This window comes from Sphingosinicella sp. SM1-17 (assembly GCF_056821765.1).
Map to the genome: position 1 here is coordinate 1,974,352 of NZ_JBPDIO010000001.1, position 19,018 is coordinate 1,993,369.

Consider the following 19,018-nt stretch of genomic DNA (forward strand, 5'->3'; position numbering starts at 1 on the left):
CATCCCTTCGGTTTCAAGCGGGAGCGCGATGTTTTGTCTCTCAGCCACCGGCGCTTGAGGCAGAAACCGGTGATAGGGCGGTTATAACACAGATCATGCAGATCGCAAAACAGGGCAGTTTTCGTCTCTGCGGAACTGCGGCGGCAAGTGACTGAAAAACACGAGGTTTTCGCGGAAGGCCGAATCGCAGCTGGACTGAAGCCGGTCGACGATCAGGACGCGCTATTTTCGTCCATGTTGCGCTGGATCGCCTCCAGCTCGTCGATCCGGTGCTGGATGACCCGGGCAAGGCAGAGCGGGAAGTCGCCCGAAGCGCCCTGCGATCCGAAGTCGTTCAGCAGGTAGAAGCGACAGGCACCGTCCTTGAAGCGGATCCAGATGCGCTGCTCCTCGACCAGGCGCTGGCGCGGTTCGCCGTCTAAATAGCCGCTCAGGCGCCGCCACTGATCGTTGAGGCGGGCATCGAGCCGACCCAGCAAAGCGTCGCCGCAGGCGCGAACCTCCGCCGTCGTGCGGGTGGAGTCGATGCATTGCCGATAGGAAGCATCGATTCCGGAGGAGGTGGGGGCGCCTTCCTGCGCCACGGCCGGCGCGGACAAGGCAAGGCAGCCCATCACGAAGAAACCGCCAACTGCCCTCATCGTGCGCCTTCGAAGGTCCAGGAAGTCCGAGCGAAGCTGAAGCAGGGCCAGGATCAAGTCAAGCCGAGGCGGAAGTTCGTCGCGGCCGAACGACGATGAGCATCCAACCTGAACGATGGAGTCACCCATGTCGGCGATTTCCGGGCGCTTGTGGCCGCATCTCCTGATCCTTGCCGGGCTCGCGATCGGAATCTGGTTCCTCGACCATCGTGGTTATCAGCGCGCCCGGCAGGAACAGGCGCTGGCCGGCGCCCGCGCCGCCGCCCAGACCGCCGAGCTTCGCCGGGTCACCGAGCAGGCGCTTGCCGAGCGGCTGAACGAGATGGACGGCCGCCTCTCGGCGCGGCTGAACGCCGTCGACCGTCGTCACGGGACGATCGTCACCCCCATCATCGAACGGGAAATCCGAAATGATCCGCGTTATTCCAATCCTGCTGCCGGCCTTCCTGACAGCGTGCGCAGAGCGCTCAATTCCGCCCGCCGCGGTGACGATCCCGCCGCTTCCGACCAGCCTGGCCGAACCCTGTCCGCGCCCGGCCGAGCTTGCCGACGCAAGCCTGGCCGAGCTGGTCCGCCAGGATGCCGAGCTGGCCCGGCTTTACCATCGCTGCCGCGAGAAGCACCGCGCCGCGGTCGAGGCTTATGAAGCGCTAAGACGAAGCGTTCGGCCGGAACCCTAACGCGAGTCGCTCGTTACAGCAACCGAAGCCCCCCCGCTTCATCCCACAAAGAGAGCGCCCGGGTCCCCTCCCGGGCGCTCTTTTTTCGTGCCCAGCTCCGCCGGATGAATTCCCGGGGTTTCCCGCCAGCCTCGCCCTCGCCGGCACCAGCCGGTCCGCCCTCCTCCTGCTCTTCGAAGCGATCCAGATTCGCTGGCGTTCCCCAAAAGGGGGAAGGGCGGCGGTGCGGGCTCCGCGGGCACTCAGGCGGGCACGGCACCTGCTTTGTCGCTCCCGGGCGCCGAGCTCGTCGTGATACTCGCGGCCGCCGCCTTGGCCGCGATCCGCATTTGCCGGCCGGACCGCTGGAGCCTATCACCGCAGCATGGCTCAACCGTCCGCCGACCTGCTTGCCCGGCTTGAATCGCTGCTTGGGCCGAAGGGCTTCACTCGCGAGATCGAGGCGATGGCGCCGTGGCTGACCGACTGGCGCGGGCGCTATCGAGGCTCCGCGGCCGCCCTGCTTTCCCCCGCCAACCGGGAGGAGGCCCGGGAGATCGTTCGGCTTTGTGCGGCGGAAAGGGCGGCGCTGGTGCCGCAGGGCGGCAATACGTCGATGGTGGGCGGAGCAACGCCCGATTCTTCGGGCGAGGCGCTGATCGTTTCGATGCGGCGGATGAACCGGATCCGATCGATCGATCCGGAATCGGGCCTTGCCCAGTGCGAGGCCGGAGTGATCCTGGCGGAGCTTCACGAGGCGGCGCTCGCCGCCGGGCGGCGATTCCCGCTGACGCTCGGAGCGCGAGGCTCGGCGACGATCGGCGGCCTCGTTTCGACCAATGCCGGCGGAACCCAGGTGCTTCGCTTCGGAACGATGCGTGCCCTCGTCCAGGGGGTGGAGGCGGTGCTTCCCGACGGCAGCCTGTTCGACGGGCTGACGGCGCTCAAAAAGGACAATCGCGGCTACGACCTGACCCAGCTCTTGATCGGCGCCGAGGGAACTCTGGGGCTGGTCACCGCGGCGAGCCTGAGGCTGGTGCCGGCGATCGGCGAGCGGGTGGTCGCATGGCTCGGACTCGAAAGCGCCCAATCGGCGCTTCGGCTGCTTCGCCATCTCGAGGGCGAGATCGGCCCGGCGCTGGAAAGTTTCGAGCTGGTCCCGGCCGTGGCGCTCGATCTCGTGCTCCGGCATGTTCCGGCAAGCCGGGCTCCGCTCGGTCAGCGCCACCAATGGAACGTCCTGGTGGAAGCGGTCTCCCCGGCAGGGGCGCCGGGACCGGAAAAGGCGCTGTTCGAGGCGCTTCGAACCGCGCTCGAAGCCGATCTCCTCGCCGATGCGACGATTGCCGCCAGCGAAGGGCGAGCCCAGGAGCTTTGGCGGCTGCGCGACAGCATTTCGGAAGCGGAAAAGAAGGACGGTCCCGCCGCCAAGCACGACATTTCGGTGCCGGTCGCCGACATGCCGCGATTCCTCGTCGAGGCAGCGGGCGCGGTGGAACAGCGCTTCCCCGGAACCCGGGTAATCGCCTTCGGCCATCTCGGCGACGGCAACATCCATTTCAACGTTCGGGCGCCGGACGGGGCGGGGACCGACTGGGTCGATGGCCCCGGATCCGAGGTTTCCGCCTTCGTCCATGACCTGGTTACCGCCGCCGGCGGTTCGATCTCGGCCGAGCATGGAATCGGACAGATGAAGCTGGCCGAGCTGGCCCGGCTCGGCGGCGAGGCCCGGCTGGGCGCCCTTCGAGCGATCAAGCGGGCGCTCGATCCGAACGGGATCATGAACCCGGGAAAGCTGGTTCCGGCCGGGGATGCCGCTCAGGACAGGCTTGCGCGTCAACCGGCGAATCCATAGACCGGGCGCCGGAAGTGGCCGCGGTCCACCGCATTGCCGGCCACCTCCAAAACACCCCGATGGGAGAATGCTCATGGCGACCCAGCCGCCACCCGGCCTGCCGATCTTCTACAACAATATTCAGCCGCTCTCGAGCTCGCTTCACGCCAATTATCGCGCGCGAAGCAGCGACCGCGCGCCTTATTTCGCCAAGGCCCATGCCATTCCGCTGACGATCGACGAGTTCGTTCATGCCCAGCGTTTCACGCCGATCGTCTTTTCGGCCGGCGAGAATCCGGTGCCGCTGGCGCTGATGGGCCTCAACGAAGGCGTCAACGTCTTCGTCGACGAAGAGGGCCGGCCTCTCAATCCCTTCTACATTCCCGCTTATGTCCGCCGTTACCCGTACATGCTGGCTCGGATGGACGCGAATTCGCAGGAGCTTTCGCTCTGCTTCGATCCCAGCAGCGACCTGATCGGCGCCTTCGACGAGGGCGATCCCCTGTTCGACGGCGACAAGCCGAGCGAGCGGCTCAACGGCATTCTCAAATTCTGCGAGGATTTCGAGATTGCCGCCCAGCGCACCCAGGCCTTCATGAAGGAACTTGAAGAGCTCGACCTGCTGATCGACGGCGAAGTCGCGATCCAGCCGGAGGGCAGCCAGCAGCCCTTCATCTATCGCGGCTTCAAGATGGTTGCCGAGGACAAGTTCCGGGACATGCACGGCGACCAGCTGCGCAAGATCAACCAGAACGGTATCCTGCCGCTGATCATGGCCCATCTCTTCTCGCTGTCGCTGGTTCGCGACATTTTCGGCCGGCAGATGCAGCTCGGGCTCGTGCCCCAGTCGGCACCTCAGATGGCGGGCGCCAACGGCTGATTTCAAAGGGGAAACCGGCCGAAGCGCCAGGCTCTTGAAAGGACGTTGCCGGTCCTTATCTTGGGATCAGCGCCGCCGTATTCCCCCTTTACGACGGCGTGATGCGCCCCCTCCTGGGGTGGCGCTTCCTCCCTGAACCTGGCCGCCTCACGGACTTCCGTGAGGCGGTCATTTTCGTTTGGGGCCCCTGTCGCTTCCAATCCTCGGGAGCCGGGGAGATGGGGAGCCGGAGAGATGGGGCGAGGAGGCGCTGAGGCGCTCGAGAATAGAGCCTCCCTTGCCGAGGACGCTCATCCAGGGGATCGGCGGCAGCTAATCAGAAATTGCGGTCGCTTCGCCGATCGGAACCAGATGGACAAGGCTGTCCTGTCACCTCTGCCGCTTAGAGAGGGCGACCTGCACCCGGAACCGGTCGCTGCCGGTTCGGGAAAGGGCTCCGCAACGCCGGCGCTCGAATCCAGCGAGCGTTGGGACCGAGAGGAACGGACACCCGCCCTGATCCATCGAAAGACGCAATTGGGCTCTGCTCCTGGGTCCAGTCTGAGCGGCGGGATGATGAGGCTTACAAATCGTGGTTCGCATCAGAGAGCTGACGTTTCGATCTGACCAAATGACCGATCAATAACGTGACCATGAAGACGGCAAGAAGCACGCCTTCGAATAGACTGAATGTCAATGACTCCTCACGATATAGCCCGATACCCACCTTTGCAGCCAAATAGGTGAAGAAAACTACAATGAAACTCTTGAGGATCCTCATGTAAGTCCAATTCCAACTAGATCGGTTATTTTGGCGCTCCTAAATTGGAAATAAGCATCCGCATCAAGATCCGAGTCGCTCCGGGCTGTGCTAACGTAATCGGAATGGTGAAGCATCCTTCGACGAAACAGGAATAATCCTCATCCGGCACGGTTTCAAGCGATCAGGTCGCGATGCACCTGCTGATCGCTGAGGTCACTCACGAAACTATTCGAGACGCTGTTGGTACGAACCTCCTTTTGTCAGGAATAGAAGCGAGGCGGAAACCTGAACCCGCGACTGCTCTCGGCCGTGGTGGCGAGCTACGCTCGGGCTTCCCGGACCCTCGAACAGCGCAGTATGCCGATCCGTCGCGTCGCGCGGGTTGGTTACTCCGCCGCTAGCGCCTGGCCGGAATCGAGCAGCCGGATTTCGAGCGCTTCGACCAGAGCGGCGATCAGTCGGCAGGTGGCGGCGAAGCCCGGTCCGGGCGAGCGCAGCTCCACGTCCAGATAGGCCGAACGGTCGATTTCCAGCTGCAGCGCATGGATATGCTCGTCGGGCCGGCCGTGGCGGGCGACGACATGGCCACCGGCATAGGGGCTGTTGCAGGCGGTCCGATAGCCCAGGGCCTGGGCCGTCTCGATTGCCGCCGCGGTGAGATCCGACGTGGCGGTGGTTCCGAAGCGATCGCCGAACACCAGCGACGCCTCGGCCTCGGCCCCGGACCCGCCGTTCGGCCGCGGCGGCATGGAATGGCAATCGAGCAGCATCGCCACCCCGAATCGGTCGCGCGCCTGCCTCAGCGCCGATTCGAGCGCCTGATGATAGGGGCGGTGGATCTGATGGATCCGCCGGGCGAGTTCGGACTGAGTCACCCTGTCCTTCCAGATCGCTCCGGCGCCGGTGATCCGGGTCGGGATCAGGCCGATGCCGCCGCGCGATCGCATCGATTGGACGGCATGGCCGGGCGGCAAGGGCGGGGCGATCAGGGCGGGATCGAGCTCGCGCTCGTCGCGATTGAGGTCGATTTCGGCGCGGGGGGCGCGGGCGATGATGGCGGTCGCTCCGGCCGCCACGGCCTGCCAGACCAGCCTGTCGACAAGCCGATCCTCAAGCGATTCCAGAACGTGGCGCGGGACCCGCGCCGCCTTCAGGAGCGTCGGGCTGTAGTCGCGCCCGGCATGGGGAACGGACAGGATGACGGGCGAGGCGGGCCGATCGGGACCGATCCGGATGAAGGGCGGCGCGGGTGACTCGTCGGTCATCTCGTCCGTGAAGTAGAGCCGCGATGGCACAGGCGCAAATCAAAGCGGTCGCGGCGGCTGGAAAAAATTAAGTGGTTCGCCCATAATCCCGCGCGATGATTGCGACGCGCCCCGACGGAAACAGCGTATGCTGAGGATCCTTCTCGCCGAAGACGACGAGTCGATGCGCGTCTATCTGGCGCGGGCGCTGGAGCGCGTCGGCTATCACGTGACCAGCGTCGACCGCGGCACCGCCGCCGTGCCGCTGCTCGAAAACGAGCCGTTCGACCTGCTCCTGACCGACATCGTCATGCCGGAAATGGACGGGATCGAGCTGGCGCAGAAGGCCGCCACCATCGCTCCGGACATCCGAGTCATGTTCATCACCGGCTTTGCGGCGGTGGCGCTGAAGGCCGGCCGAAAGGCCCCGGACGCCAAGGTCCTGTCCAAGCCGTTCCACCTCAAGGACCTGGTCGCCGAAGTCGAGCGGATGTTCCAGTCCGAGGACCAGCACGGGCGCCTCTAACGTCCGGGGCCTGGCCGGGGCCGTCAGACGATCGTCGACCGGGCCGCCTCGGCGATCAGCGCATCCAGCCGCTCGATCTCGCGCCGGAGCCGGCTTCTCGGCGCCGAGCCGCCAAGCGAGATCCGCAGCGCCTGAAGGTCCGATCCGCCGCCGACATTGAAGGCGGAGCTCGCCACCGCGGGAAGGCCGACGGCAACGGCCTTGAGCGCAATCTCGTCCGCCGCAACGCCGTCGTCCAGCGGCAGCCAGAGATGATAGCCGTCGGGGTGGAATTTCGGGCGTCGGTGTCGAAGCAGGTCGACCGAGTCCTTCAGCCTCGCCTGAGCCTCGGCGCGAACCGAAGCGAGCAGCCGGAGGAAGGTGCCGTCGTCGATCCAGCGGCTGACCAGAGTGGCATTGATCGGCGGAGCCATGCCGCAGGTTTCGTGGCTCGCGGCGGCCAAGGCGAGCGAATCGCGGACGCTTGGCGCCCGGACGAAGCCGATCCGGAGCGACGGCGAGACCAGCTTCGAAGCGGTGGCGATGTGCCAGCTGAGCTCGGGCGCGAGGGCGGCAATCGGCGCGATCGGCCGTTCGGGCAATCGCCCATAGGCATCGTCCTCGATGATGAGGAAGCCGTGCTTTCGGGCGAGGGCGGCGATCCGCTTGCGGCGCGCCAGGGGCATGGTCGCGGTGGTCGGATTGTCGTTGGTGGGAACGACATAAAGGGCCTTGATCCCGCCCTGGCGGAGCGCGGCTTCGAGCGCGTCGGGATCGATGCCTTCGAAGTCCATGGGAAGCGCCACCAGCTCGAGGCCGAGCCGGCGGGCCGCGCCGATGAAGCCGGGATAGGCGAAGCAGCCCACCGCAACGCGATCGCCGCGGCGGGCCAGGATGGAGAGCAGGGCGAACAAGGCCGGCTGGCTTCCGCCGGTCAAGACGCATTGATCCGGCGCGGTGTCCGGTATGGCCTGGGACAGGAACAAGGCGGCGGAACGCCGCTGGGCCGCCGTTCCTCCGGCGCCTTGATAATGGAGCGGGGCGGAGCGCTGCCGAAGGAGGTCGGCGACGCCTTCCGCGATCCGCCGACGAAGCGATCCGTCTTCCGGATCGGGCGGCATGTTCATCCCGCTCGAAGCCTCCTCGGCCGGATGGTCGCCGGCGGGCGATCCGGCATCGGCGCGAACGAAGGTGCCGCGCCGGCCCTCGCTGACGATCAACCCTTCGGAGGCGGCCTGGGCGAAGGCTCGGGTCACCGTCGTCAGATCGACGCCGAGCCGCCGGGCCAGCTCCCGCTGCGGCGGCAGCTTGTCGCCGGGCTGCACCTTGCCGGCGGCCAGGTCCGAGGCGAGCCTTTGCGCGATCGCCCGGTAGATCGGGCCTTTCGAGTCCGACAGATCGGGGCTCCAGTCCATCAGCGGATCCTTGAAGTTCGACGACAATGCTCATATATGCATGCCATACAAAACGTCAAATGTATGGAGTGGCGGTTTGGCCACCCGGAGGCCTTGTGCAGGAACGTGACGATCTCCGCTTCGTGGATAGCAGCGGCAGGCGGTGGCCGAAGCTGGAGCCCCACAAGACCGGTCCGCTTGGCCGCTGCCCGAGATGCGGTCAGGGACGGATCTTCGACGGCTTCCTGAAGCTTCGCGGCGAGTGCGAGGTTTGCGGCCTGGACTATTCCTATGCCGATCCCGCGGACGGGCCGGCTTTCTTCGTCCAGATGTTCACCTGCGTCCCCGCCGTCATCTTCACTTTGGTTCTGGAGATCGTCGCCAGCCCGCCTTTGTGGGTGCATCTGGTGACGAGCCTTCCGCTCCTGCTTCTGACCACCATTCTCCCGCTCCGGCCGCTGAAGGGCTGGCTGGTGGCCAGCCAGTTCTTCTTCAAGGCGCGCGAAGGGCGGCTGGTCAGCGACTAGTCCGCTTCGCCGTTGCTCCCCGAGCCGCGGATCAGGCGGCGAGCGCCAGTTCGGCCTGCTCCCCGCCGCCCGCGGCCTGGACCCTTTCCTGTTCCGCCGGCTTCGGCAGGGCCGGATTGGGAACGATCAGGCGCGACAGCCCGACCAGCACGCCGGCCGCGGCATAGCCGCCGACCGCGGCCAGCGGATTGACGAACAGGACCAAGGCCAGGCCGATCCGAAGATATTGCGGGTTGAAGCCGAAATCCTCGCCGATTCCTTCGCACACGCCGAAAAAGGTGTCCTCGCGGTCGAGCACGGCGGGCTGATAATTCTGCATCGGACCTACTCCCTTGGCAAAGCGGGCCAAGTCCCGCTCGAATGCCAAGGCTTCAGCATGAGCCGTGCCAAATGGACGGGGAGGTTGCTTTTCAGTCACTTGGCCGACCTGGTGAGGGGCCGGGTGCGGAGCGGCGAGGCAGGAGTTGCCAAGAGTTGGCGGACGACGCCAACCGCTTGCGGTGCCGGTGCGATGATTCTGTTCCACCAGGCCGCGCCGCTGGCCGTTCATCCCGGATCGGGCTCGTCCTGCAGATCCGCCCTGGCGGCCGCCGCTCCAGCCGTGGATCCTGCGCCGGTGCGGTTCGCGCAATCCAGAGTTTCGGCCGAGGCACGGCGCGAGCGGTTGCCTGCGGCTTGTCCGACGGAGAAACCGTCTTAGATTCAAAGTCCTGACGCGTTCGGTCAGGATCGAGATCCAAGGGAGTTCCCTCGAATGAGCAAGATCTTCGCCGCCGCCGCGGCCGCTGCGATCGCGCTTTCGGCGGCCGGAACGGCGGTCCAGGCTGCCACTGCGGATCAGCCGCTGACCGGCGTCTGGCGCAATCCCAAGAACTCGGTTCATGTCCGCATCCAGCCGTGCGGATCGAACGTCTGCGGAGCCGTCGTCTGGGCCAATGAACGGGCCAAGATGAAGTCCCGGCGGGCGGGAACCGACCGGCTGGTCGGACGCCAGCTGTTCCAGCAGTTCCGTCAGACCGGCCCCGGCGCCTGGAGCGGGCGGGTCTTCGTTCCCGATCTCGGCCGGAGTGTTTCCGGCACCCTGCGTTCGTCCGGGCCGAACCGCGTGATCGCGAGCGGCTGCCTGGTCGGCCGGATCCTGTGCAAGTCGCAGACCTGGGTTCGCGTTTCCTGAGTCGACGCCCGCGGCTCCGCGGCTTGGCGGGCATTGCAGCAGCGGCGCGCAGGCCGGAAGGGGCCAATGACGGGGGCTGAAATGTCAGGGGCGCGCGACAGGACTTGCGCCCGCCGCGGGGCATGTCTACATCGCGCTTCCCGGGCGGCCCATGACCTCGGCCGCCGGTCGATGCCCGGCATCGATCTGGTCTCGGTGGGCGTGTAGCTCAGTGGTAGAGCACTGTGTTGACATCGCAGGGGTCGCAAGTTCAATCCTTGCCACGCCCACCATTTCCCTCTCCTCATCACGATCGCGCACTCGCTCGGATCGCGAGGCAGCGCAGAAGCTTGGGCTCACTTGTTGCATCCGGCTGGAGCCGTCGGGTTCACGCTGCCCCTCTGGCAATTGTGGCGGCCCGGCTGTGCGGGCATGAATCGGATCGGCGAAAGCGTTGCTTAGCGGAAAAGCCGGTTCAGAAGGGCGACGAGCTCGGATTCCCGCCGTACATGAACCTTCAGGAAGATGTTCTTGAGCTGGTAATTCACCGTCTGGGTGGAGGTGCCGCGATCCTGGGCGACCGCCTCGCGGGAACGTCCGTCCGCTATGGCCAGAGCGATGGAAGCCTCGGCCGCGGTCAGGCCGAACCTGTCCTGCAGCAGGCGCCGCTCGGAATCACCAAAGGTGCCGGCAGAGCGCACCACGACGACGATGCACGGTTCGAACCCGAACGACCAACGCCGTCGCGGCAGAGCGAAGATCTCGCAAAGCCGGGATTGCGGAACGTCCTGCGTGTCCGTGATCCAGAGCCGGGCGACCAGTCCGGTACTCGAACTCTCCCTCGCCTTGAGAAGGTCCCGCTGCAGGGCGTCGTTCTCGTCGCGGCGGAGGGCGGACAATTCCCTATTGATCAGTCGCAAGCCGGTCGGACCAGCAAGATGATGCTGGGCGGCAGGAGTCACCGCGCGAACTCGGCCGCGCGCGTCGCAGATGAAGGCCGAAGCCGACATTGCCTCGTAGGTGCCCGCAACCAGTTCAACCGCCTGGTTCTCGAGGGCATATTGAAGGCGGATGGCGGCCAATGCCGACGGCGCGGCTCGAGCGAAGAGCTCCCGATCCTCGGCACTGGTCTGGCCATCGGCCTCAGTCCTCAGAGTCGCGAGGCCGAAGAAGATGCCTTGGCCCGAATACAGCGTCGTCTGGCAGCCGTGGAACATGTCGTAGTGGCGGGCGAAATCGTCATAGACGTCGCTCTTCATCGTCCGCCGGATCTGGGCGTAGCTGTCTTCGGCAACGACCGCCAACGGCTCCCTTGTGCTTCTGATCCGCCAGTTGACCTTGCTGCTCGCACCGCCGATGCCGAGAAACTCCTCCTCCCACGTCGAAGAGGGAATGTCGGTCAGGCAGTTGAAGGCGAGTTCCCGCTCACCGCCGATAGCCAGCAATTGCGCGCGAGCCGAGTTGGTTCGCGTGGCGAGTTCGGCAAGCGCCGCTTCCCAGCCGCCGACCGACAGCGGGGCCGCGAGAAACGCGTTCTGGAGATCGGCTACCTCGTCGACCAACGGTCCGTCTCCTGTACCGGCTCCGGCGCGCCTTCATCCCTGCTTCAATCGTGAGCGGCTTCTGGTGAGGGCTGTTGGAAGGATGGCAGCCTGTCCACGCGGCGGCATCCCCAGAACTTGGGATCGCGCAGAATCCGGCCGAAAGCCGATCAAGTCCCGGCGTCAACCGCTTCCCGGGTGAAGGTCTGGGCAACCGCGCCCGGGCGCGGTCCGTCCTCCCACCAGTCTCCGAGCGCGTCGATGATCGGCATCAGCGCTCGTCCCCAGTCGGTGAGCGCATATTCGACCCGCGGCGGCACTTCGGGGTAAATGGCGCGGCTGACCACGCCAGCTTCCTCGAGCGCGCGCAACTCCCGGGTCAGCATCTGCTGGGAAATCGGCCCGAGATCGCGCTTCAGCGCGTTGAAGCGTCGGGTTCCCTGGTCGAGATAATAGAGGATGAGCGCGCGCCAGCGTCCGCTCAGGAGCACCATGGCGCCCTCGATCGGGCAATCGGACTGCGGCGGAATCATCGACTTCGCTCCTTCGAGGCGGTCACTCGGAAGTGACCAGGACAGAAATTTTTGCGTTCTTGGAGCTCTTTCAAGGCGCTTCTATCTGGCGGGTCCCACCGACACAGAAGGGACTGACAGATGGAACCGATCCTTGTCTACGGCCATCCGCTCGGTAGCTCCATGGGCCTGGTCGCGGCCCTGGAATGGCTCGATCAACCTTATCGGCTGACGCGCGTCGACATGCTCGGCGAGATGCGCGAGCCGGCCTACCGGCGCCTGAACCCTCGGGTCGAGACTCCGGTGCTCGTCCTGGGCGAAGGCGTCGTGACGGAGACGATGGCCATCGCGGCATGGATCCAGCAGCGCGACGTCGATCGCCGCCTTTCCTTCGAACCGGGCACGTTCGACTCCCTGCGGATGCTCCAATACATGGCCTTTCTGAATAGCGGCTTCACCGCCGCTTTCGGTCCGTACTGGATGGCCCTGGAGGATGAGTCGCTTGCGTCCGAGGAACGCGAAGCGCTTCGGGCGCGAGGCCGCGAAAGCGTCCGCGAGCGCCACGACCGGCTCGAGGAGATGATCGGCGGGGCACCCTATCTGCTCGGCGAGCGGCCGACGCTTGCCGATGCGTTGTTCATCGGCGTGGCCCGCTGGGCGCTGTTCCACCAGGCGATCGATCCTGCCGACTATCCCCGGATCACCTCGGTCCGGGAGCGGCTCGAGCAGGACCCCGCCGTCCGCTTCGCCGCAGCAATCGAGGCCGGCGAAGACGCCACCGGCACCGGCGCCTTCAAGGGCCATGTTCCCTTGGCCGAGCTCCTCGCCAAGGAGCAGGATCTCAAGGTCGCCTGATCGAAGTGACCTGCCGTCGCAGCGGCCCTCAGGATCGGCCACATCGAGAGGTGCGCCTCCAGGCCGGGCGGGCGGTTCGGGAGGACGATCCGGCAGCGCAGGGACCGAAGCCGGCCGAGCGCCTCAAAGCCGTTCCAATTTGAGGTGCTCGGCAAGGAAGTTCGTGAACAGGCGAGTCCTGGCTGGAGTGAAGCGGGTTTCGGGACGGACGATCCGGATCGGCACCCGAGGTGCCTCATATTCCTCCAGAAGAACCTCCACCCTTCCGGAATCGACCAGGTCGAGTATCTGCCACAGCGGGGTGAATCCGATTCCCAGGCCCTCGGCGACGGCAGCATAGGTTGTTGCCGCATCATCGGCTCGGAACCGCCCGCTGACCCGCATTTCCCTCAAGCTCCCGTCGATGAGGAACGGCCAGCGGTCACCATTCCCGCCGATGCTCCTGACGACGCATTGGTGGTGTGAGAGCTCGTTCGGATGACCGGGCCTTCCATGCCTTTCCAGATAGGCTGGGGCCGCGAAGACGACACGACGCAGGTCACCAATTATCCGTCCCCTGAGCGAGGAGTCCGGAAGCTGTCCGATCCGGACGGCGAGATCCAGATCTTCTCCTGCGAGATCGACGAAGCGGTTCGAAAGCGTCATCTCGACTTCGATCTCGGGATACTGCTTCATGAAGGCCGAGACGATTGGAACGAGGTAGACCGGGGCGAAGAGAACCGAGGCCCCGATCCGCAACACACCCTTTGGCCGGGTACTCAGATTGGCCGCCTCCAGCCGAGCCTCGGCGAGCTCCTGGAGCACCGGCCTGATCCGGCGGTAGAAGTCGTGGCCCGCATCCGTCGGGCTGCAGCGACGCGTCGTGCGTTGGACAAGCGCTACGCCCAAGCCTTGCTCAAGCGAGGCCAGGGACCGGCTGACCGCCTGAAGTGACCGGCGCAGGCGTCGTGCTGCGGCCGTAAGGCTCCCCTCCTCCACGATCGCGAGGAAGGCTTCGAGATCCTCTATGCGTTCCATCGATTATCTCGCAAGTCGAGAGAGTAACTACACGATAACAGCCATTCTCAACATTTCTAGAGCCGCGTATCCGCGTCTCCACCTGGTGGTGCCAAGGCCGCCGGAGATCGGGAGGTCGGCCGATGGCATGCAACGGCCGACTCAATCTCCGAGCCGACTTTCGATCACCGGACCCAACCTCCAGCCCAAAATGGAGCCGCCATGACTACATCCACTCCGATAAAGCCTCGTCAGCGCCGCAAATTGCCCAGCCGCTATGCGGCCATCCTGACGCCGCTGATCGTCTCAACCCTGATGTCGTGCATCGTTTCGGCGGTATCGACCGCCAAGGGCCTGGGATTGTCGGCCGACTTTGTCTCGCACTGGATCAGCGCGTGGGGCGCCTCCTGGTTGGTGGCCTTTCCCGCACTGCTCGTGATCCTTCCGTTCGTCCGCCGGATCGTCGGTGTCCTCGTCGCTCCGGCTGATCGGTGAGTCCGTGGCTTGCCGGGCCTGCAGCGCCGGCAGGGAGCCGCTGCGCGCGAAGTCGATCAGCATCCGCAAACAGCCGGAAAACATGCGCGTCGAAACACGGGTGCCGTCCTCACCGAGATCGAATTCGGTGAGACCGTGTTCGGCCTGAGGACATAGGACAAGGGTGATCGGGCGGCTCTCACGGGCGAGTGCTTCGAGTCTCCGGACCGTTTCTCCGCTCGGCGCGTCAATCAGTTGTGAGTGACAAATCTGGTGCGATTTCCAGCCGCCGGGCATCCCATCCGGCAACGCGGCTCAGTCATGATGATCAGGCACCCGCGTCGGTGGGTGCCGTTCCCGGCCGAAGATAGGCGAACATGTGCGGCACCAGGTCGGTCTTGCCCAGATCGACCCCCTGGTTGCGAAGGATGGCATAGGCGATGATCAGGTGGAAATAGAATTGGGGGAGCAACCAGTCGCGCACATATTGCCGACCGGTCATGTCGAAGATCATGCCGTTCGGAAGCTCCAATGCGATCGGCTGATCGTCCGAGGCTCTCTCGCTTTCGGCCGCACCGTCGAGGAATGCCAGGGTCTTGGCGAGGCAACACTGCGCCTCTTCGAGTGAGGCCGGGCGCTCGCCGCCGGCCCATCCGTCAGCCCTGATCTGAAGCGCGTCAATCGGAACCGGCTCCGAACGCAACCGATGAACGCCCTCTCGCGCCTGGAAGCAGGCGAACCGGATCTGGGACGAAAGCGGGAACATGTCGGGGGCAAGGCGCCGCGCCAGGAGGGCTTCCGGATCCTCGTCGCGATCGACACAATGGGCGGCCGCCTTTTCCAGCCAGGCGGACAGGGCGCGAAGCATCTGGGCGAAGGAGGGGAGGAGGAGGTTGTCGACGAGCATGAGTTTCTCCGGTGGTTGGAGCAGGAGATCAATTGGCGGGAACCATTTGAAGGTCCCTCGCCGGCAGCCTTTCAGGGTAGATTTTCGGTCATTCGAAAATCCGGACGGCTGGGTCGATCAATCATAAGGAAGCCCTGACGGAACGATTCTCCCTCCGAGACCATTTCGCATCAGGCACGACCGAGCCAAGCCGAGAGGACAAGCCATATGGGCAGGATCGCACTTCCGACGATCGTCGTCATCGCCCTCATCGTCATTGCGGTGCTCTACTTCTTCTGAGCCCGGCTCCCTCGCGCCTTCGGTCTCGGCGATGAACACGGCCCTGTACGCGGTCGTGATTGCTGAAAGAACCGGAGTTCGGCCGAACAGGCAGGCTGAATCGGCGTGCGCCGGCTCGCCGGCAGTGGAGAGCCGGTGGCGGCGGTTCCGTCCGGCTTCGATCCGCCGTGGCGGTGCTTTCGCGCGAGGAGGGGAGGATCATGACCAAGCATCGAATCTATTCGGTCAGCGTGGCGAGCGTTTATCCTCATTATGTTGCCAAGGCCGAAAAGAAGGGCCGAACCAGGGCAGAAGTCGACGAGATCATCTGCTGGCTCACCGGATACAGCCGGGAAATGCTTGAAGACGAGCTGGCGAAGCGGACGAGCTTCGAGGACTTCTTCGCCGAGGCGCCCCGACTGAACCCCTCGCGCTCGCTGATCACCGGAACCGTCTGCGGGGTTCGGGTCGAAGAGGTCGAGCAGGGCACGATGCGCGAGATCCGCTATCTCGACAAGCTGGTCGACGAACTGGCGAAGGGAAAGCCGATGGAGAAGATCCTCCGAAGTTGAGGCGCGTTTCCGACCGGGAACGCCCTCGACCTTTCAGCGCGATCTCCCGGCGACACGGTCCGGATTTCCGCGCCGGGGCGGGCGAGGGCGCGATAGGGCCTTGTTCAGGATCCGGCGGAAAGTCGGACATTCCATGTGGCTCGGTGCCGGACAGGCCGCCGCATGTCTCAGACCGTCGCGCATCGCGCTCAGCCTCCGGATCGTGGTGTCGAGATCGTCGGCCTTGGCAGCGAGCAGATCGCGATCGATCCGCGGCGGTTCGTCGGCAGCGAACATCCGGCCGATCTCGTCCAGCGAGAATCCCGCCATCCGGCCCAGCTGAATCAGCGCCAGCCGATCGACCACGCCCGGGTCGAACAGCCGCTTCAAGCCATGTCGTCCGATCGAGACGATCAGCCCCTTTTCCTCATAATAGCGAAGCGTCGAGGCGGGCAGCCCCGATCGCCGTGCAACCTCCGCAATATCGAGATCACGCACCCTCTTGACCTCAAGTCGACTTGAAGTGGCACAGTGCCGCCTCCGCCTTACGAAGGCAAGCGGACAGGAGGTGCAGATGACCACGGAAAACTCAGCGGCAATCGATCAGGCGGCGCTTTGGAACGGGCCTGCCGGAACGGTCTGGGTCGAGGAACAGCAACTTGTCGACCGGCTGTTCAAGCCGATCGAGGAAAGGCTGGCCGAGACGGTGCGGACCGCCGGTGTTCGGCATGTGCTCGATATCGGCTGCGGGACCGGGAGCACGACCCTGGCGGCAGCCCGCCAGCTCGCCGGTCCGGGCGAATGCGTCGGCATCGATCTTTCGGAGAAGATGATCGCGGCGGCCCGGGCGCGAGCGGAGGAGACGGGGCTTCCCGCCCGCTTCATCGCCGCCGACGCTCAGGTCCATCCGTTCGATCCGCAGGGTTTCGACCTGCTGATTTCGCGCTTCGGCGTCATGTTCTTCGACGACCCCGTTGCCGCGTTCCGAAACCTTCGCGCCGCGGCCAGACGTTCGGCCCAGCTCTGCCTCTTCGCGTGGCGAAGCCCGGCCGAGAATCCGTTCATGATAGCGGCCGAGCGAGCCGCCGCCCCGTTCGTTCCGGCGCTGCCGGAGCGTCGACCCGATGCTCCGGGACAATTCGCCTTTGCCGACGCCGATCGGGTCAAGGCCTTGCTCGAATCGGCCGGGTGGAAGGACGTCCGGATCGGCCGGTTCGACTTCCAAGCGCGGTTTCCGGAGAGTCTTCTGGAACACTATTTCACCCGCTTCGGACCGCTCGGGCTGGTGCTCGCCGAAGTGGATCCGACGGAACGGCGGCAGATCGTCGAGACCGTCCGGCGCGCCTTCGATCCTTTCGTCCAGGCCGGGGAGGTAGGCTTCACCGCCGCCTGCTGGGAAATCCGGGCATCGGCGGTTCAGGGTTTGGCCGGATAGTGCAGTCCATCGGGCGACGGCCGGGCCGCCGGGGTCATCCGGGCCGGCTCGGCCCGGCCGGCGCCCATCAGGTGGAAGACCTCGCGGCCCGCCTCCAGGAGATAGTCGGCAACAATCCGGCGATGGCATCGCCACCAAACGGCTTCCGCGCACATGATCGCCGTCCGCCGTTCGCTCGAAAGATCGAGCAGGCGATCCAGACCGCGACGAAATTCGTCCGACAAAGCGTGGTCGGCATAATTGTGAAAGCTGCGGTTGCGCCAGAAGGCGTTCACCTCGTCCGGCACCTCAGGGCTGGCATTGCGCCGGCCGCCCAGCTCGGGAAGATAGGCATGCGCGATCTGCCAGCGGGAAAGCTCGTCAGGAAGCCGGTCGAGATTGTAGTCGGGGTTGGTTCGCGATCTTGGGATGCTCCGGATGTCGACGATCATCGACACCCCCACAGCTTGCAGAAGTTTGGCGAATTCGCCGATCGAACGTGTCGAATGACCGATCGTGTATACGGCCGGCAGCGCTTCCTCCGAAAGATGCGTCGACACGCCCACGGCGTCTTTCATGCGCTCCACCTCACTTCCGAATCCACGCGAAAGAGGATTGTCGTAACGCTCCTCGCGCGAGTCCGACTCATCAGGCAGGACTGCGCCGGGTTCCGGTTCAGACAGCATCGGCCCGCAGGCATCCTCGGCTTCGAACATTCTCCCGATAGGACCGGGCGCGAGCATCGCGTAGGAACGGCGGATGGACCTTGGACAGTTCGACGTCTCCATCAGGCTCTTCGCCATCGCGGTCATCCTTCAGCTCGCCTGGCTGCTGTTCCGTCGGCGCGAGGATCTGGGGGTTCCCGCCTGGCTTTTTGCGCCCATGGCGATCTGCCTGTCCGGCTTTCTCATCGGCAACACGCCCGATCCCTCGCTTCGCCTGTCCGGTACACCGGCGGCGGTGGCGGGACTGGCGAGCGGCTGCGCGGTCGTCTTCCTGTGGTGGTTCTGCCTGAGCTGCTTCGACCGGCGTTTCAGGCCCCGCGGCGCCGTCCTCGCCACGGGGTTGATCTGGATCCTGCTTGCCGGCGCCGATCGTCTGACCGGCCAGTCGGGTCCGGCGCTTTCACCGGTGCTCGTCGGGCTCGGATTCGCCATCGTCGCCCACCTCGTCTGGAGGCTCTGGTCGGAGCGCGAGGGCGACCTGATCCAGCAACGCCACGACGCCAGGGCGATGGTGGCCCTGCTGCTCGGCGGACTCCTCCTCGTCGATCTGCTGGTCGACCTCATTCTCGGCTTCGCCTGGCGCCCGCAGCCGTTCGCCATGGCTCAGAACGCAACGCTTCTCGGCTTCTCGCTGTGGCTGTCGGGCAGGGTGTTGCGGGCCCGCCCGGATGTGCTCAGCTTCGCCCAGGAGCGCGGCCGCGCCGATCCCGCGGCTGACTCCGGTTCGCGTGCCGATGAGCCGCTGATCGACGTGGGGCTTCGGCGCCGTCTCGCGGCGTTGATTGAGCAGGACCGGGTCCATCTCGATCCCGACCTGACCTTCGCCGCCTTCGTCGCGCAGATGAATGCTCCGGAGCGTTCGGTCCGCAAGCTGGTGAATCACGAGCTCGGCTTCGACCATTTCCGCGCCTTTCTCAATCATCATCGACTGATCGAAGCACGGCGGCTGCTGGCCGATCGCCGGCGGTCCGGGGACAAGCTGATCGCGATCGCCCTCGACAGCGGTTTCGCCTCGCTGCCGAGTTTCAATCGGGTCTTCAGGGCCGCCGAAGGCTGCTCTCCCGGCCAGTACAAGGACAGGGCGCTCGCGGCCGCAAGCCGCGCCGAACAAGGGCAAGAGGCCGGCGAAACCGCCCTTGAGCCGAGTTTCGAGCAACGATCCGCCGCCTTTTGAGACGCGGCCGGAGGCAATCCGGTCCATGGCCG

General features: G+C 65.4%; 22 protein-coding genes and 1 tRNA gene. 12 read left to right on the top strand and 11 right to left on the bottom strand.

The window, feature by feature from the left end; translation table 11 throughout:
• Positions 1-212: 212 nt before the first annotated feature.
• Positions 213-641: a lysozyme inhibitor LprI family protein gene (locus tag ACRYLT_RS09890; protein WP_482663926.1), complete on the bottom strand. Its 429-nt coding sequence runs from the start codon at positions 639-641 to the stop codon at positions 213-215.
• 121 nt (positions 642-762) lie between these two features.
• The gene (locus tag ACRYLT_RS09895; RefSeq protein ID WP_482663927.1) at positions 763-1,011 is read right to left on the bottom strand and encodes a hypothetical protein; all 249 of its coding nucleotides are present in this window, start codon (positions 1,009-1,011) and stop codon (positions 763-765) included.
• Positions 1,012-1,051: 40 nt separating this feature from the next.
• On the opposite strand from ACRYLT_RS09895, the gene lysC reads away from it, so the two are divergent.
• From lysC to ACRYLT_RS09910, 3 genes are all read left to right on the top strand, one after another.
• A complete protein-coding gene (lysC, locus tag ACRYLT_RS09900) occupies positions 1,052-1,321 on the top strand; it encodes an Rz1-like lysis system protein LysC (RefSeq protein ID WP_482663928.1) in 270 nt (89 codons plus the stop codon).
• Positions 1,322-1,685: 364 nt separating this feature from the next.
• Positions 1,686-3,155, top strand: coding sequence for an FAD-binding oxidoreductase (locus ACRYLT_RS09905; protein ID WP_482663929.1), 1,470 nt, complete (start codon positions 1,686-1,688; stop codon positions 3,153-3,155).
• A 73-nt stretch (positions 3,156-3,228) separates the two neighbouring features.
• Positions 3,229-4,014 carry a SapC family protein gene (locus tag ACRYLT_RS09910; protein ID WP_482663930.1) on the top strand — a complete coding sequence of 262 codons (786 nt, stop codon included), beginning with the start codon at positions 3,229-3,231 and terminating at the stop codon, positions 4,012-4,014.
• Positions 4,015-5,142: 1,128 nt separating this feature from the next.
• Here ACRYLT_RS09910 and ACRYLT_RS09915 read toward each other — a convergent pair.
• Complete coding sequence (locus ACRYLT_RS09915) at positions 5,143-6,021, bottom strand: N-formylglutamate amidohydrolase (protein ID WP_482663931.1); 879 nt, start codon at positions 6,019-6,021, stop codon at positions 5,143-5,145.
• Positions 6,022-6,148: 127 nt separating this feature from the next.
• On the opposite strand from ACRYLT_RS09915, the gene cpdR reads away from it, so the two are divergent.
• Entirely contained in the window at positions 6,149-6,526 is a 378-nt protein-coding gene (gene cpdR, locus ACRYLT_RS09920; protein WP_482663932.1) for a cell cycle two-component system response regulator CpdR, read from the top strand.
• Between the two features lie 23 nt (positions 6,527-6,549).
• Here the strand turns inward: cpdR and ACRYLT_RS09925 are convergent, their stop codons facing one another.
• Complete coding sequence (locus tag ACRYLT_RS09925; protein ID WP_482663933.1) at positions 6,550-7,920, bottom strand: aminotransferase-like domain-containing protein; 1,371 nt, start codon at positions 7,918-7,920, stop codon at positions 6,550-6,552.
• Positions 7,921-8,015: 95 nt separating this feature from the next.
• Between ACRYLT_RS09925 and ACRYLT_RS09930 the strand changes: the two genes are divergently transcribed.
• Complete coding sequence (locus tag ACRYLT_RS09930; protein ID WP_482663934.1) at positions 8,016-8,426, top strand: DUF983 domain-containing protein; 411 nt, start codon at positions 8,016-8,018, stop codon at positions 8,424-8,426.
• Positions 8,427-8,457: 31 nt separating this feature from the next.
• Here ACRYLT_RS09930 and ACRYLT_RS09935 read toward each other — a convergent pair whose 3' ends face one another.
• Positions 8,458-8,745, bottom strand: a complete 288-nt coding sequence (locus ACRYLT_RS09935; protein WP_482663935.1) for a PspC domain-containing protein — start codon at positions 8,743-8,745, stop codon at positions 8,458-8,460.
• Between the two features lie 435 nt (positions 8,746-9,180).
• Between ACRYLT_RS09935 and ACRYLT_RS09940 the strand changes: the two genes are divergently transcribed.
• A complete protein-coding gene (locus tag ACRYLT_RS09940; RefSeq protein WP_482663936.1) occupies positions 9,181-9,600 on the top strand; it encodes a DUF2147 domain-containing protein in 420 nt (139 codons plus the stop codon).
• Between the two features lie 197 nt (positions 9,601-9,797).
• Positions 9,798-9,872, top strand: a tRNA-Val gene (locus ACRYLT_RS09945).
• A 165-nt stretch (positions 9,873-10,037) separates the two neighbouring features.
• Here ACRYLT_RS09945 and ACRYLT_RS09950 read toward each other — a convergent pair.
• Positions 10,038-11,141, bottom strand: a complete 1,104-nt coding sequence (locus ACRYLT_RS09950; RefSeq protein WP_482663937.1) for a helix-turn-helix transcriptional regulator — start codon at positions 11,139-11,141, stop codon at positions 10,038-10,040.
• 149 nt (positions 11,142-11,290) lie between these two features.
• Positions 11,291-11,653, bottom strand: a complete 363-nt coding sequence (locus ACRYLT_RS09955; RefSeq protein WP_482663938.1) for a winged helix-turn-helix transcriptional regulator — start codon at positions 11,651-11,653, stop codon at positions 11,291-11,293.
• A gap of 120 nt (positions 11,654-11,773) precedes the next feature.
• Here ACRYLT_RS09955 and ACRYLT_RS09960 point away from each other — a divergent pair, with 120 nt between their 5' ends.
• Positions 11,774-12,487, top strand: coding sequence for a glutathione S-transferase family protein (locus tag ACRYLT_RS09960; protein ID WP_482663939.1), 714 nt, complete (start codon positions 11,774-11,776; stop codon positions 12,485-12,487).
• A 123-nt stretch (positions 12,488-12,610) separates the two neighbouring features.
• Here ACRYLT_RS09960 and ACRYLT_RS09965 read toward each other — a convergent pair whose 3' ends face one another.
• Complete coding sequence (locus ACRYLT_RS09965) at positions 12,611-13,504, bottom strand: LysR family transcriptional regulator (protein WP_482663940.1); 894 nt, start codon at positions 13,502-13,504, stop codon at positions 12,611-12,613.
• Between the two features lie 201 nt (positions 13,505-13,705).
• On the opposite strand from ACRYLT_RS09965, the gene ACRYLT_RS09970 reads away from it, so the two are divergent.
• Entirely contained in the window at positions 13,706-13,978 is a 273-nt protein-coding gene (locus tag ACRYLT_RS09970; RefSeq protein ID WP_482663941.1) for a DUF2798 domain-containing protein, read from the top strand.
• A 307-nt stretch (positions 13,979-14,285) separates the two neighbouring features.
• Here ACRYLT_RS09970 and ACRYLT_RS09975 read toward each other — a convergent pair whose 3' ends face one another.
• Complete coding sequence (locus tag ACRYLT_RS09975) at positions 14,286-14,864, bottom strand: DUF1993 domain-containing protein (protein ID WP_482663942.1); 579 nt, start codon at positions 14,862-14,864, stop codon at positions 14,286-14,288.
• 479 nt (positions 14,865-15,343) lie between these two features.
• Here ACRYLT_RS09975 and ACRYLT_RS09980 point away from each other — a divergent pair, with 479 nt between their 5' ends.
• Positions 15,344-15,694: a DUF2200 domain-containing protein gene (locus ACRYLT_RS09980; protein WP_482663943.1), complete on the top strand. Its 351-nt coding sequence runs from the start codon at positions 15,344-15,346 to the stop codon at positions 15,692-15,694.
• 33 nt (positions 15,695-15,727) lie between these two features.
• On the opposite strand, the gene ACRYLT_RS09985 is transcribed toward ACRYLT_RS09980, so the two are convergent.
• The gene (locus ACRYLT_RS09985; protein WP_482663944.1) at positions 15,728-16,171 is read right to left on the bottom strand and encodes a helix-turn-helix domain-containing protein; all 444 of its coding nucleotides are present in this window, start codon (positions 16,169-16,171) and stop codon (positions 15,728-15,730) included.
• Positions 16,172-16,247: 76 nt separating this feature from the next.
• Between ACRYLT_RS09985 and ACRYLT_RS09990 the strand changes: the two genes are divergently transcribed.
• Positions 16,248-17,108, top strand: a complete 861-nt coding sequence (locus ACRYLT_RS09990; RefSeq protein ID WP_482663945.1) for a class I SAM-dependent methyltransferase — start codon at positions 16,248-16,250, stop codon at positions 17,106-17,108.
• Here the strand turns inward: ACRYLT_RS09990 and ACRYLT_RS09995 are convergent.
• A complete protein-coding gene (locus ACRYLT_RS09995) occupies positions 17,090-17,665 on the bottom strand; it encodes a DUF488 domain-containing protein (RefSeq protein ID WP_482663946.1) in 576 nt (191 codons plus the stop codon). The genes ACRYLT_RS09990 and ACRYLT_RS09995 overlap by 19 nt on opposite strands.
• 181 nt (positions 17,666-17,846) lie before the next feature.
• Between ACRYLT_RS09995 and ACRYLT_RS10000 the strand changes: the two genes are divergently transcribed.
• Complete coding sequence (locus tag ACRYLT_RS10000) at positions 17,847-18,986, top strand: AraC family transcriptional regulator (protein ID WP_482663947.1); 1,140 nt, start codon at positions 17,847-17,849, stop codon at positions 18,984-18,986.
• Positions 18,987-19,018: the final 32 nt, after the last annotated feature.